At 69.3% G+C, this 12,421-nt stretch carries 12 protein-coding genes and 3 pseudogenes; 6 read left to right on the top strand and 9 right to left on the bottom strand.

Annotation, left to right across the window (positions count from 1 at the left end; all coding sequences use genetic code 11):
* Positions 1–78: 78 nt before the first annotated feature.
* Complete coding sequence (locus tag SY89_RS07970; RefSeq protein WP_054583812.1) at positions 79–1,548, bottom strand: OB-fold domain-containing protein; 1,470 nt, start codon at positions 1,546–1,548, stop codon at positions 79–81.
* Positions 1,545–2,716 (bottom strand): annotated as a pseudogene (locus SY89_RS07965) (thiolase domain-containing protein). Before SY89_RS07965 ends, SY89_RS07970 begins: the two are co-directional and overlap by 4 nt.
* Positions 2,717–2,825: 109 nt before the next feature.
* Between SY89_RS07965 and paaK the strand changes: the two are divergent.
* A pseudogene (gene paaK, locus SY89_RS07960) lies at positions 2,826–4,111 on the top strand (phenylacetate--CoA ligase PaaK).
* Positions 4,112–4,139: 28 nt separating this feature from the next.
* On the opposite strand, the gene paaI reads toward paaK, so the two are convergent.
* Positions 4,140–4,538, bottom strand: coding sequence for a hydroxyphenylacetyl-CoA thioesterase PaaI (gene paaI, locus SY89_RS07955; protein WP_054583811.1), 399 nt, complete (start codon positions 4,536–4,538; stop codon positions 4,140–4,142).
* A gap of 114 nt (positions 4,539–4,652) precedes the next feature.
* Here paaI and SY89_RS07950 point away from each other — a divergent pair, with 114 nt between their 5' ends.
* The gene (locus SY89_RS07950; protein WP_054583810.1) at positions 4,653–5,129 is read left to right on the top strand and encodes a MaoC family dehydratase; all 477 of its coding nucleotides are present in this window, start codon (positions 4,653–4,655) and stop codon (positions 5,127–5,129) included.
* A gap of 27 nt (positions 5,130–5,156) precedes the next feature.
* Here SY89_RS07950 and paaE read toward each other — a convergent pair whose 3' ends face one another.
* From paaE to SY89_RS07925, 5 genes and pseudogenes are all read right to left on the bottom strand, one after another.
* Positions 5,157–5,357, bottom strand: coding sequence for a 1,2-phenylacetyl-CoA epoxidase subunit PaaE (gene paaE, locus SY89_RS07945; RefSeq protein ID WP_054583809.1), 201 nt, complete (start codon positions 5,355–5,357; stop codon positions 5,157–5,159).
* Complete coding sequence (gene paaD, locus SY89_RS07940) at positions 5,354–5,806, bottom strand: 1,2-phenylacetyl-CoA epoxidase subunit PaaD (RefSeq protein ID WP_054583808.1); 453 nt, start codon at positions 5,804–5,806, stop codon at positions 5,354–5,356. The genes paaE and paaD overlap by 4 nt, the downstream gene beginning before the upstream one ends.
* Entirely contained in the window at positions 5,799–6,626 is an 828-nt protein-coding gene (gene paaC, locus SY89_RS07935) for a 1,2-phenylacetyl-CoA epoxidase subunit PaaC (protein WP_054583807.1), read from the bottom strand. The genes paaD and paaC overlap by 8 nt, the downstream gene beginning before the upstream one ends.
* Positions 6,626–7,143 (bottom strand): annotated as a pseudogene (locus tag SY89_RS19575) (PacF protein). The gene paaC and the pseudogene SY89_RS19575 overlap by 1 nt, the downstream one beginning before the upstream one ends.
* A gap of 2 nt (positions 7,144–7,145) precedes the next feature.
* On the bottom strand, positions 7,146–8,087 hold the full coding sequence (locus SY89_RS07925; protein ID WP_054583805.1) for a Phenylacetic acid catabolic protein: 942 nt from the start codon (positions 8,085–8,087) through the stop codon (positions 7,146–7,148).
* A gap of 83 nt (positions 8,088–8,170) precedes the next feature.
* Between SY89_RS07925 and SY89_RS07920 the strand changes: the two genes are divergently transcribed.
* The 4 genes from SY89_RS07920 to SY89_RS07905 all read left to right on the top strand — a co-directional run bounded on the left by SY89_RS07920 (position 8,171) and on the right by SY89_RS07905 (position 11,353).
* On the top strand, positions 8,171–8,821 hold the full coding sequence (locus SY89_RS07920; RefSeq protein ID WP_054583804.1) for a helix-turn-helix domain-containing protein: 651 nt from the start codon (positions 8,171–8,173) through the stop codon (positions 8,819–8,821).
* A gap of 23 nt (positions 8,822–8,844) precedes the next feature.
* Positions 8,845–9,606, top strand: a complete 762-nt coding sequence (locus SY89_RS07915) for an enoyl-CoA hydratase/isomerase family protein (RefSeq protein ID WP_054583803.1) — start codon at positions 8,845–8,847, stop codon at positions 9,604–9,606.
* A gap of 76 nt (positions 9,607–9,682) precedes the next feature.
* Complete coding sequence (locus SY89_RS07910) at positions 9,683–10,243, top strand: hypothetical protein (protein ID WP_054583802.1); 561 nt, start codon at positions 9,683–9,685, stop codon at positions 10,241–10,243.
* Positions 10,244–10,372: 129 nt separating this feature from the next.
* The gene (locus SY89_RS07905; RefSeq protein ID WP_054583801.1) at positions 10,373–11,353 is read left to right on the top strand and encodes an AAA family ATPase; all 981 of its coding nucleotides are present in this window, start codon (positions 10,373–10,375) and stop codon (positions 11,351–11,353) included.
* A gap of 38 nt (positions 11,354–11,391) precedes the next feature.
* Here the strand turns inward: SY89_RS07905 and SY89_RS07900 are convergent, their stop codons facing one another.
* Positions 11,392–12,384, bottom strand: coding sequence for an asparaginase (locus tag SY89_RS07900; RefSeq protein WP_054583800.1), 993 nt, complete (start codon positions 12,382–12,384; stop codon positions 11,392–11,394).
* Positions 12,385–12,421: the final 37 nt, after the last annotated feature.

Genomic DNA, 12,421 nt, shown 5'->3' with positions numbered 1-12,421 from the left:
GAGAAAAAACCGCCTGTCACGCGCCCGTCGGGGCCGCCACCTCGGCGGCAGTTCGCCGCCACCCGCGGGAACGGCCGCCTACCGGCGACGCCCGACGGGCTGCATCTTGAACCCGTAGCGGATGACGCCTTCCTGCTCGTAGATCCGCCGGATCGTCGCCTCGACGCGCGTGCCGATCTCGACGGCCTCGGCGTCGCCGAGCAGCTGTGTGGGGACGCTCACGCCCCCGCCGTCGGGGCCGTCGAGCGCGACGACCGCGCTCAGGAACGGGCCGCTGCGGGACTGCTGCTCGACGAACTCCGGGGGCGCGCCGCCCTGGGCGATCGTGGTCACCGCCTCGACGGTTCCCTGCCCGGGGAGTTCGACCCGTTCGTAGGCGTCGGGGCGCCCCCCGCAGTCACGGCAGGCGCCGCCGGGCGGGAAGTTCAGCGCGCAGCAGTCCGGACAGCGACCGGCGACGAGTCGGTGGCGCTGAGGCGTGGACCGCTGCCAGGCGGGGACGCTGACGTAGGCGCCGCCGCCCTCGGGTTCGCCGGTCGTGATCTCGCCGCGCCGGCGGAGATACTCGGCGTAGGAGAGCTGATCCTCCCCCGAGAGCGCTGCGCTCACCGGCACCGCGCCGTCGACGACGAACGCGTTCGCGCCGGCCCCGCTGCCGTAGGCCGCGAGCAGCACGCGCTCGGCGCCGTCGTCGAACGCCGAGGCGGCGCCCAGGAACGCGCTCGCGGCGCCCGTGTCGCCGAGGTGGCTGACCGTCTCCCCCGCGGCGATCGTTTCGGTGTCGACGCCGAGCGCGCCGGCGGCCCGGTACGGGAGCTTGCCGTCCGGTGACTGGACCGCCGCGGCGTCGACGCCCGATAGATCGGCGTCGAGGCTGTCGGCAGCGCCGCCGAGCGCCGTGGTGAACGCCTCGCGGTCGTACTGAGTGATACCGAGACCGGTCGTCTCCGCGTCGCCGGCCCCGCGGAACCGACTGCCGGGGGCCGATTCGACGTGTGCGGCGCGGTCGACGACCGTGCCGGCGCCGTCCGGGGCGAGCACGACTGCGGTCGCGCCGGCGCCGGCGGCGTGTTCGATCTCGCTGTCGGGCGCGCCGCGTGGACTGTCGGCGACGACGACGAGCCCGATGCTGTCCGCCTGCTCAGCCGGGCGGCCCCAGGGGCCCGCATCGAGCGCCCCCGCCAGTGCCTGCGCGCCGGCGCGGGTGCTCCCCGTGAGCGTGCGCGTAGCCGCGTCCGCCGGCGCGCCGAGCACGCTCGCGAGCCGCGGCGTGAGGTCTTCCTCGGCCATCGGCGGCGTCGTTGTCGCGAACGCGAGGTGGGCGATCGCCTCACCGTCTCGGCCGGCGGCGTCGAGCGCGCGCTGTGCCGCCGCGACGCCCATCGTGAGTGCGTCCTCGTCGGCCTCGGGGACGGCTTTCGCCTGGACCCCCGCGGCGTCGAAGCGCCCCCACGCCTCCTCGAACGCCGCAGCGTCGACGCGGAGTCGCGGGGTGTACGCGCCGATGGCGGCGATACCCGGCTCGCTCGCCGACACGTCGTCAGTCATCGCCCCACCTCCCGTTCGAGGACGTGCACGACCGCCGCCCCGCCGCTGCCACCCACGTTGTGTGTTAGCCCGCGTTCGGCGTCAGCGACCTGCCTGTCGCCGGCCTCACCCCGGAGCTGTTTGTACGCCTCCGCGATCTGGCCCGCACCGGTCGCGCCGATCGGGTGGCCCTTCGACTTCAGTCCCCCGAGGCGTTGACCGGGAGGTCGCCGTCGAGCGCCGTCGCGCCCGCCTCGACGAGTTCGTGGGCCTCGCCACGTTCGCAGAACCCCAGATCCTCGTAGGCCAGCAGCTCCGCGATCGCGAAGCAGTCGTGAACCTCGGCGAAGTCGAGGTCTGCGGGTTCGATCCCGGCGCGCTCGTAGGCCGTCGCGGCGGCCATCGTCGAGGAGTCGATCCCGGTGTAGGTGTCCCGCTCGAACAGCCCAACGCGCTCGCTGGCGGCGCCGACGCCGGCGACGCGGATCGGGTCGTCGCTGTACTCGTCGACCACTTCCTCGCTCGCCACGAGCACCGCCGCGGCGCCGTCGGAGGTCGGACAGCAGTGATAGAGGTTCAACGGGTCGGCGACGGCGGGCGCGCTGGTGGCGTCGTCCAGCGAGCACTCGAAGCCGAGATGGGCGTTCGGGTTCTTCGCGCCGTTCGCGTGGTTCTTGACCGCGATCTTCGAGAGATGCTCCGGCGTCGCCTCGTACCGGTCGAAGTACGCGCTGGCCATCTGGGCGTACACGCCGGCGAAGGTGGTGCCGGTCAGGCGTTCCCACTCGGTCTCCCCCGAGACGCCGAGCCAGTACTTCGCGGCGTCGCCGCTCATGTCCGTCATTACCTCGACGCCGCCCGCGAGGACAACGTCGGCCATTCCGCTTCTGACCGCCTGGACGGCCTGCCTGACGGCGTAGCCCGAGGCGGCACACGCGTTCTCGACGCGCGTGCTCGGTATCCCGTCGAGACCGGCGTGTTCGGTGACTGCCGGCCCGGAGAGCCCGATCTGGCGCCCGCCGACGCCGAGCGAGCCGACGACCGCCTCGTCGACGGCGTCGGTGTCGATGCCGGCTGGCACGCTGTCGAGTGCGTGATCGACGGCCGCCGTGAACAGCGATCGATAGCTCTCGCCGGGCATCGCGCCGAACTCCGTCTGCCCCGCGCCGATGATGTAGGCGTCCCGCATGGACGTTCGTTCTGGCGGTTCGGCGAAAAGGCTTCCCGTGGGGGAGAACCCCACCGGGTTGCCGAACCCTCATGGTTTTTACTTCCGTCGTACCTTCTCAGCGTGTCGAATGGTACACAAGCCCATAGAGTCGGCCGACAGGTCGGAGATCAGGGAGCTCCAGGCCGAACGGCTGCGCGAGACGGTCGAACGAGCCTACGAGAACGTGCCGTTCTACCGCGACAAGCTCGACGCGGCCGGCGTGTCGCCGGCGGACATCCAGGACGTCGACGACGTGCGACAGCTCCCGATGACGACGAAGGAAGACTTCCGGGAGGAGTACCCCGACGGGTTGTTCGCGGTCGACGACGACGAGGTGACGCGGATCCACGCCTCCTCGGGGACGACGGGCAAACCGAAGATCGTCGGCTACACCGACGACGACATCGACGTCTGGAGCGAAGTCGTCGCCCGATCACTGGCTGCCGCCGGCGCCGAGGCCGGCGACACCGTGCAGAACGCCTACGGCTACGGGCTGTTCACCGGCGGTCTCGGCCTCCACTACGGCGTCGAAGAGCTCGGCGCCACGGTGATCCCCGTCGGCGGTGGGCAGACCCAACGACAGATCGAGCTGATGGTCGACTTAGAGAGCGACGTGTTCACGTGTACGCCCTCCTACGCGCTCTACCTCGCCGAGACCGCCGAGGAGATGGGCTACGACCCCCGGGAGCTCCCCATCTCGACGGTCATCTTCGGCGCCGAACCCTGCACCGACCCCATGCGCGAGGAGATCGAGGAGCGCCTGGGGGTGAACGGGATCGACATCTACGGGCTCTCGGAGATCATCGGTCCCGGCGTCTCCAACGAGTGCCACGAGGCCCAGGACGGCCTCCACATCTGGGAGGACCATTTCCTCCCCGAGGTCGTCGATCCGCGGACCGGCGAGCCGGTCGACGAGGGTGAGGAGGGCGAACTCGTGCTCACGACGCTCACGAAGGAGGCGCTGCCAGTGCTGCGCTATCGGACAGGCGACCTGACGACGCTCGACTACGAGGAGTGTGAGTGCGGGCGGACGATGGTCCGGATGGACAACGTCACCGGTCGCGCCGACGACCTGCTGATCGTCCGCGGGGTGAACCTCTACCCCAGCGAGATCGAGCACGCGGTGCTGGACATCGACGGCGTTGCCCCCACTACCGGATCGATCTCGACCGTGAGGAGAACCTCGACGTGATGGAGCTCACCGTCGAGCGCGCCGAGGACAGCGACAGGGGCCACACGGAACTGCGGGAGGAGATCCTCGAACGGCTGGAGAACGTCCTCAGCTTCACGCCGGACGAGCTCACGCTGGTCGAGCCCGGCGGGATCGCCCGCACCGAGGTCGGGAAGGTCCAGCGCGTCTACGACCACCGATAGGCGCTGCCGCGGGCGGCCCGCCACCGGCTCACTCGGGGCGGTACACCCGTCCGCGGAACGTCGCCACGCGGTCCCCGCTCTCGTTGGCGACCTCGACCTCGTACTCGCCCGTTTTGCCCGCGAGATGGGTCTCCTGGGCGGTCGCGGTCAGGCTGTCACCCACGTCGACGGTGTCGAGGTAGGAGATGTTCGTCTCGAGCGCCAGCGCCGTCTCCCCGCGGGAGTTCGATGCCGCGGCGAAGGCGGCGTCGGCCAGCGAGTAGACGGCGCCGCCGTGGGGCGTGCCGTGGAAGTTCAGGAGCTCGTCGGTGACGGCGAGTTCCGCGACGGCGCGGCCCGCCGAGAGGTCGACGACCTCGATACCGAGTTTCGCACAGAACGGGTCCGACGCCACGCGCTCGCGGGTCGCTTCAGGAACTTCGGACATAGACGGCCCCTTCCGCCAGCGCGTGCAAAGGAGTGCCGGTCGGCGGGGGTCGGCGCCGTCGGTCCCTGCCTCGCCTCCGGGAGCTATATACGGCGACTGGGCGAACCCGGGGGTATGGCTTACAGCTACGAACCGCACTACTTCGAGGACTTCGAGGTCGGCGAAGAGTTCATCAGCGTCGGTCGCACCGTCACCGAGTCGGACTTCGTGATGCACTCCGCGCTCAGCGGCGACTGGACGGAGCTCCACACCAACGCGGAGTACGCCGAGGAGCAGGAGTTCGGCGAGCGCATCGCCCACGGGCCGATGACGTTCGTACAGGCCACCGGGTTCGTCTACCGCACCGGTATCGTCGAGCGCACCGCCGTCGCCTTCCTGGGGATGAACTACATGGACCTCCCGAACCCCGTCACCATCGGCGACACGCTCCAGCTGGAGATGGAAGTCTCGGAGAAGAAGGAGCTCAGCCGCGAGGACGCCGGGCTGGTCGTGCTAGACTGCGTGATGGAGAACCAGGACGACACCGTGGTTCTGGAGGGGGACATGAAGTTCCTGATCAAGCGGAAGGACGCCGAGGAAGAGGCCGCCTAGCGCGCCGATCCGCCGTTCTCCGCCCCCTTACTCGAACTTCTTGAACTGCTGGAGGCAGTCGTTGCAGTAGTGGATCGACTGACAGCGCGAGGGGCCCCGGGGGTGCTCGCGCTCGGTGTTCTCCGAGCCGCAGTACGGGCACTCCGCGCCCGTCGTCTCGCCGCTGGTCGTGACGCTCGGGTCCTGCTCGCCCGAGCCGGGGGTCGGCCCGGTAGCGTCGTCGCTCATCGCTCCACGCTGATGCCGAACTCCCGGAGCGCTTCCTTCCCCTGTTCGGTGACGAGGTCGAGCGACCAGTCCGGCGCCCAGACGAGGCGGACCTCGGCGTCGTCGACGCCGTCGACGCCCGCGGCCGCCGCCTCGACCTCCTCGAGGATGATCTCGCGGGCGGGACAGCCGCTGTAGGTCAGCGTCATGTCGATCGTGGCGTCCCCGTCGTCGAGTTCGAGCCCGTAGATCAGCCCCAGATCGACGACGCTGACGGGCATCTCCGGGTCCTCGACCCCGTACAGCGCGGCCCAGACCTCGCGTTCGAGGCCGTCGGCGTCCTCGCCGGTCGCGGGCACCTCCTCCGTGGTGCGCTCTTTGGTGTCGTACTCGGTGTAGCCACACGGCGTAGCGTCGGCGTCCGCCCGCGGGCGGTCGAACTCGTCGGGGTCGTTGGGCTCGCTACTCATCGTCCATGAGCGTGGTCGCTTCGTGGCGACCGAGGTTTCGGTACGAGGAGACCATCTCCTCGTGCAGGTCGTGCCAGTGCTGGGTGTGTTCGTTGTCCCGACCCGTCGGCGTCGCCGGCTCGGCGTCGGTCGGCACCTCGAAGCCGAGGTCGGTGAGGAACGCGGTCGTGCGCTCCTGCCACTCATCGCGCATCTCCTCGAGCGTGGCGTCGCGGATACCGAGGTCGACGATGTCCTCTTCGATATCTCCGACTGGCTCGAACAGCGTCAGCGCGTACGGGTAGAGCCGGTCGAGCGCCGCCTGCACGCGCTGGCGCGCCTCCTCGTCGTCGGCCATCCGGCGCAGCCAGTTCTCGGCGTGCTCGACGTGGTAGTCCTCCTCGCCCTGGATGCGGCTCGTTCGCTCGCGGATCTCCCGGTACGTCGACTCCTCCAGCGCGGCGAGGCGGATCTCCTCGGCCACGTCGTAGAGGTAGCCCCGGAGGATCGCGTCGCCCCAGTCGCCCTCCGAGAACGGGAGTTCGACGAGCGTACTGTGTTGGAAGTCGTCGGGCTCGCTCTCCCAGAGCAGCGACTCCTCGGAGTAGCCGAACTGCTGGATCGCGTCGTACCAGAGCCGGGCGTGGCCGAGCTCGTCCTGGGCGTTGTTCGCCACCGCGAGGTCCGACTCCAGCGTGGGCGCCCGCACCTGCCAGAACGTGTAGCGCTCGGCCTGGATGTACTCGTCGTCGGCGAGCCGGAACAGCTGGGCCTCGACGGCGTCGCGCTCCCGCTCGCTGAGTTCGTCCGGCGCCCCGAGGTCCGATCGACTCGTCGCCATTAGCTGTCACCCCGCTGGCGTTCGGCCTCGATCTGTTCGGTCTCGGAGGCCGCCACCTCCTCGGCCGCCGGGTCGACGTTGTACGTCTGGGCGAACCGGTACGCCTTGTTCGTGGTGCCGCCGAACGCGACCTCCTCGTCGGTTATCTCGCCGACATAGCGTGACTGAACGAGCCAGAGACTGTTGGGATCGTCCTCGCCGTACGCCTCGTCGGCCGCCGCTTTCGCGGCGTCGACGCCGTCGGCGGTCACGTCGCCGCAGTGCTCGTGGTAGCCGCCCGCTTTCGCCTGTTTGAACACCTCCCAGTCGGTCTCACCGTCGACGGGGCCGGCGTCCTCGTCGCCGTACACGCCGCTGACTCGCTCCTGGGGGCGACCCACAGCGAACGCGTCGGCTTGCGGCGCCCGTGCTGGATCACGGAGAACTGCTTGGCCATCTCCCGGTCGGGCGCGTGGACGTTCCCACAGTGTTCGTGGGCGTCGTCGGGCGCCGACTGGCGGAACACTTCCCAGATCATGGTCAGTCGGCCGCCTGCGGCGTCGGGCCGTCGCCGGTGGTCGCCTGCCCGTCAAGCATGTCCCGGACCCACTGGACGGCCTCCTGAGCCCGCGCTCGACTGTCGATCTGTTGCTTGCTGCCCGCGTACTCGTTTTTCGAGACGGTGAAGAACTCCTCCCAATCGAGATCGTCCTCGACGACCTCGTAGGTGCCGTCGCCGTTGTCCCGGATGCGGGGTTCCTCGGGGATCTCCAGCCCGTACTTCTCGGCTTTCGGCATGTACGTGTTGAGGAACGCGTTCCGGAGCTCGTCGTTGGACTTCGTCTTCAGGCCGACCTGTTCGGCGAAGTCGTGGTGCGTGCTCTGGTCGTCCGTGGGGCCGAAGAACTGGAGGATGCGCGGCCACCACTCCTCGAACGCTTCCTGGGTCATCTCCTGTTCCTTCTTGGAGCCGCTCATCAGCTCCCGGAGGATGGACTCGCCGTGTTTGACGTGCATCCCCTCCTCGAAGCAGATCTTGTCCATCGCGTGGGCGTACGGCTCCCAGCTCGAGGACTTCAGCGTCGCCTGCCGGCGCATCGCCGCGCCGTCGACGAAGAAGGCGATCATCGGCGTCTCGACGTAGCGCTCCATCGGGTAGTGGAAGCAGTTGAGGAACTTCCCGTCGCCGTTGGCGAGGTCCTCGAGCATCTCGTCGCGGGTCTTGATCCCCAGCGACTCCGCGGCCCGGTACAGCATCTGCCCGTGGCCGATCTCGTCCTGTGTCTTCGCGCTGAACGCCATCTTCCGCTCGAGGCTCGGCGCCTTCCGGATGAACGGGCGCTCCAGGTACGCGCCCATGATCTCGCTGTTCGCGTGGAACTCGAGCATCCGCGTCGCCGCCTCGCGGTACTCCCGGGGCAGGTCGTCGCGGGGGCTGAACGCCCGTGGTTCGGCCTGCTCTTTGACCTCCTCGATGTTCATGATCGTTCCTTGCCGACGCCCGACCTTACCCGTTCGGCAGTCTATAGACGGGTTTTAAACCACACGAGCGCGTTCCCTCGCCGATGATCGACGAGTGTCTGATGGCGGAGTTCCGCATCAGGGGCGAGGACTGTCCGCTCGCGGACGCGAGCCGGGCCGCCGCCGCGACGATCGACGTTGCGCCGCCGCTGCTCCGCGACGACGGCAACGTGCTGCTCCGGTTCAGCTCCCCGGCGAACGATGAGCTCACTGCCACACTCGACGCCGACGACCGCATCCGGTATCTGTACCGCGGCGTCGCCGACGGCCGGTACAGCTACCGCTGTCTCTCACTGCAGCGCAGCGTCGTCCACGAGCTCGTCAGCGCGGGGTTCGTCGTCGAGTCGCTTCGCTACGAGCGCGGCGACGCCATCCTCACCGGCGCCGTCGTCGGCCAGGAGATCCTGCAGGCCGTGATGGAGACCGCCGGCGAGACCGTAGGTGTCGAACTGGAGCGGGTGTACGCACTCGGGCCGGGTGAGGACACGACCGTCGCCGAGCGGTGGGATCTCACTCCCGCACAGACCGAAGCGCTCCGCACCGCCGCCGACATGGGTTACTTCACCGTGCCCCGCGAGGTGACTGCCACCGAGGTCGCCGACGCGATCGGTATCAGCAAATCGGCCTTTCTCGAGCGCCTCCGTCGGGGACAGGGCGCGCTGTTCGCACAGCTGTTCGGCGTCGGCGGGAACTAAGGCCTCGCCCCCACACTACGGGCATGCGAGTCACCGACGGAGCTGTCCGGCGAATCACGTTCGACCGCCCCGACGTTCGCAACGCGATGACCCCCGAGGTCGCCGCCGAGTTGGCCGACCAACTCGGCGATCTCGACCCGGACACCCACGACGTCGCCGTCATCACCGGCGAGGGGTCGTCGTTCTCAGCCGGCGGCGACATCGACGCGATGGCCGAGCGGGACTGGACGACCGCGGAAGCGTACGAGCGCGTTCGGTCCACGTTCGGCCGCGTGGCCGAGAACGCGCTCTCGGCGCCGGTGCCGATCGTCGCGAACGTCAACGGCGACGCCGTCGGCGCCGGCCTCTCGCTGGTCGCCGTCTCCGACTTCGCCTACGCCGCCGACTCGGCACGGTTCGGCGCGAGCTTCATCAACGTCGGGCTGATCCCGGACATGGGTGCGACGGCGATGCTCCCGCGCCTGATTGGCCTCCGGAAGACGAAAGAACTCGCGTTCACCGGCGACCTCGTCGACGCCGACGCTGCGGCGGCGATGGACCTCGTCAACGAGACCGTCCCCGACGACGAGCTCGATGCGCGCGTCGACGAGTTGGTTCAGACGCTACAGAACCGCCCGACGGAGAACATCGGCCTCGCGAAAGAGGCGATCCACGACAGCATCGGCCTCCCGTTGCGCGATGGAATCAGCCAAGAGGCCCGAATCCAGTCGCTAGCCTACGACACGCCCGCTCACGAGGAGGGCGTCGACGCCTTCCGCGAGGGACGTAAACCGGATTTCGATTGATGAAAACTCACTGATAGGGTGAAACGCGGACGTGTGCCTCAGTGAACGATTTATCCGACCCCACAACCCGACCGCCATGCGACGGGAAATCGGCGACGACGAGGACTGGTCCGTATCACTCAGTCGACGGGCGCTACTCGCCGTGGGTGTATCGACGGTGGGGTCGGCACTGGCCGGCTGTAGCAGCCTCGGCGGGACTCCCACCCCGGAGCAGCCGTTCGCGACGCTCAACCGACAGACGGTCGCCCTCGACGGGCTCGACCTCTCGGTGCCGGATTCGGTATCCACGGCGAGTGAGCCGGCCGACGCCGGCGTCGTCGTGGTGCCCGGCGGCACGGACCGCTCCCCGAACCGAACCGCCGAGTGGATCGCCGATGGACGCGTGGTCGCGCTGCTCGGCGACGACTGCGGGGCGACCTGGAACTCGTGGGTGATGACCAGCGCGTTCGCGACGAAGTTCGACGTGATGGGCGCCGAGTGGGGCGAACCCGGCGCAGACCTCGTCGTCGGGGGAACCGTCGGCCTGAATCTCGTGACCTACGGCCGAACGTGGGAGGGGACGCCGTCGGACAGCGAAATCTTCCGGGAACTCGACAGCATCGCGTCGGATATCGAGGACCGTACGGGCGGGAACTGACTGCCGCTGGAAGCGGCGCCAACCCCTCTCGACTGGTCGACCCCCGAGTGTGAACGCGAGGCTGTGTGTTGATTGTTCACGTTGGTGTCGAGGACAGGAACTTAGGGCCCCCGTGGTAAGTACGGCTGAATGACGACTGACACGCCCTCCGCCTCGGAGGCGGGCGAGCGCTGTGCCGCGGTGCTCGACGCCATCGAGGGCGCCGTGATCGTCCGCCGCGAATTCCTCGAAACCGTGCTTGTGGGTGTTCTCGCCCGCGGTCACGTCCTGCTCGAGGACGTACCCGGAACGGGGAAGACGCTGACCGCCCAGAGCGTTTCGAAGGCACTGGGGCTCTCCTTCTCCCGCATTCAGTTCACGCCGGATCTGCTGCCGGCCGACATCACGGGGACGAACGTGTTCCACGAGAGCGAGGGCGACTTCGAGTTCCAACCCGGGCCGGTGTTCGCCAACGTCGTCCTGGCCGACGAGATAAACCGCGCGCCGCCGAAAACACAGGCCGCGCTGCTGGAGGCGATGGCGGAGGGGCAGGTCACCGTCGAGGGCGAGACCCGGGAGCTCCCGGAGCCGTTCATCGTGATCGCGACCCAGAACCCCGTCGAGAGCGAGGGAACGTTCCCGCTGCCGGAGGCCCAGGTCGACCGATTCGCCGTGAAAGACTCGATGGGGTACCCCGAACGTGACGGCGAGATCGAGCTGCTCCGTCGCCGCGCCGGCCGTACCGAACAGGTGCCCTCGGTCGAGCGCGTGCTGGGGGAGGGGATGGTCGAAACGCTTCAGCAGGTTCCCGAGACCGTTCACGCCGATCCGGACCTGCTCGAGTACATCGCCGACGTGGCCCGGGCAACCCGACAGGACCGCCGGGTCGAAGTCGGCGTCTCCCCGCGCGGGACCCAGCGACTGTTCGAGATCGGCCGCGCCCACGCGACCCTGAACGCCCGGGCGTTCCTCACCCCCGACGACGTGAAAGCCGTCGCCGCCCCCGCACTGGCCCACCGACTCGTTCTCACACCGGAGGCGCAGGTTGACGGCGTCGAGAAGACGAGTGTGATCGCCGACGTGCTCGATTCTGTCGAGGTGCCGACGATCGACGCCGCGCCCGAGGCCTGAAGCCGTTCACCGCCGCCCTCATTTTCCGCGCCCGGTTCTCAGCGTTCGGGTTCCCAAAGGCCGCGCTCGAAGAACGCTTCGTCGACGCCGCCGTCGCCGACCGCCAGCGCGACGGCGAGTTTGATCCGGGCTTTCCAGGCCGGGAGATCGCCGGCCCACAGCACCCCGAACTCCTCGAGCGTCGTGCCACCGCCGTCGCCGCCGTACAGCGGCGCCGTCGCCCCTTCGTGGCAGCGTGAGGCGATCACGACCGGCACCCCGGCCTCGCGGACCGCGGCGATCGCGCGACAGACTGCGCCGGTCGTGTTGCCGAGCCCTGTCCCGGCGACGACGACGCCGTCGACGGCCGGACCGTCGGCGAGGCCGACGACCCGACGGAGCGCGTCGCCGTCGACCCCGAGCCCGGACGTGAGCAGCGGGATTTCGGCCGCCACCTCGTCGACGGACGCTGTCGCTGCCGCGTAGCTCCGGGGCTCCCGGAACAGTCTGAGCCCCTCCGGCGTGAACTCGCCCACTGGGCCACGCTCGGGCGACCGGAACGTCGAGAGCGCGCTGGTGTGGGACTTCACCACGTCTCGGGCTGCGTGCACCTCGTCGTCGAAGACGAGATACGTGCCCGAGTCGACGCGGTCGTGGGTGACCGTCCGGACCGCCCCGAGCAGGTTCGGCGGGCCGTCAGTCCCCACCTGATCGAACGGTCGCTGGGCGCCGGTGAACGCGACCGGCACGTCGAGGTCGGTCGTCAGGTCGAGCAGGTACGCCGACTCCGCCATCGTGTCCGTCCCGTGGGTGACGACGATCCCGTCGGACTCGTCGGCAGCGCGCCTGGCCGCGGCTCGGAGCGCCGTCGCACGCTCCCACGTTACGTCGAACCCCGAGACGCTCGCGACCTGCTGGACGGTGAACGACGCCAGTTCCCCGAGTCCGGGGACGGCGTCGATCAGGTCCTCGCCACCTTTCGTCGGCGTCTTCCCGTCGTCGCCGCCCGTGCTGGCGATCGTGCCACCCGTGCTCAGTACCGTGATCTCCATGGTCGAACCCCACGCCGACGAGCGATACACCGCCGGA

The organism is Halolamina pelagica (assembly GCF_001307315.1).
GTDB classification, from domain to species: domain Archaea; phylum Halobacteriota; class Halobacteria; order Halobacteriales; family Haloferacaceae; genus Halolamina; species Halolamina pelagica_B.
This window is presented reverse-complemented; position numbering and strand designations above follow the sequence as displayed.

Coding starts and splice junctions, on each gene's coding strand:
- SY89_RS07915 (WP_054583803.1), top strand. CDS start 8,845: ATGCGAGTCACCGACGGAGCTGTCCGGCGAATCACGTTCGACCGCCCC.
- SY89_RS07910 (WP_054583802.1), top strand. CDS start 9,683: ATGCGACGGGAAATCGGCGACGACGAGGACTGGTCCGTATCACTCAGT.
- paaI (WP_054583811.1), bottom strand. CDS start 4,538: ATGTCCGAAGTTCCTGAAGCGACCCGCGAGCGCGTGGCGTCGGACCCG.
- SY89_RS07905 (WP_054583801.1), top strand. CDS start 10,373: ATGACGACTGACACGCCCTCCGCCTCGGAGGCGGGCGAGCGCTGTGCC.
- SY89_RS07970 (WP_054583812.1), bottom strand. CDS start 1,548: ATGACTGACGACGTGTCGGCGAGCGAGCCGGGTATCGCCGCCATCGGC.
- SY89_RS07920 (WP_054583804.1), top strand. CDS start 8,171: ATGATCGACGAGTGTCTGATGGCGGAGTTCCGCATCAGGGGCGAGGAC.
- paaD (WP_054583808.1), bottom strand. CDS start 5,806: ATGAGTAGCGAGCCCAACGACCCCGACGAGTTCGACCGCCCGCGGGCG.
- SY89_RS07900 (WP_054583800.1), bottom strand. CDS start 12,384: ATGGAGATCACGGTACTGAGCACGGGTGGCACGATCGCCAGCACGGGC.
- paaE (WP_054583809.1), bottom strand. CDS start 5,357: ATGAGCGACGACGCTACCGGGCCGACCCCCGGCTCGGGCGAGCAGGAC.
- SY89_RS07925 (WP_054583805.1), bottom strand. CDS start 8,087: ATGAACATCGAGGAGGTCAAAGAGCAGGCCGAACCACGGGCGTTCAGC.
- SY89_RS07950 (WP_054583810.1), top strand. CDS start 4,653: ATGGCTTACAGCTACGAACCGCACTACTTCGAGGACTTCGAGGTCGGC.
- paaC (WP_054583807.1), bottom strand. CDS start 6,626: ATGGCGACGAGTCGATCGGACCTCGGGGCGCCGGACGAACTCAGCGAG.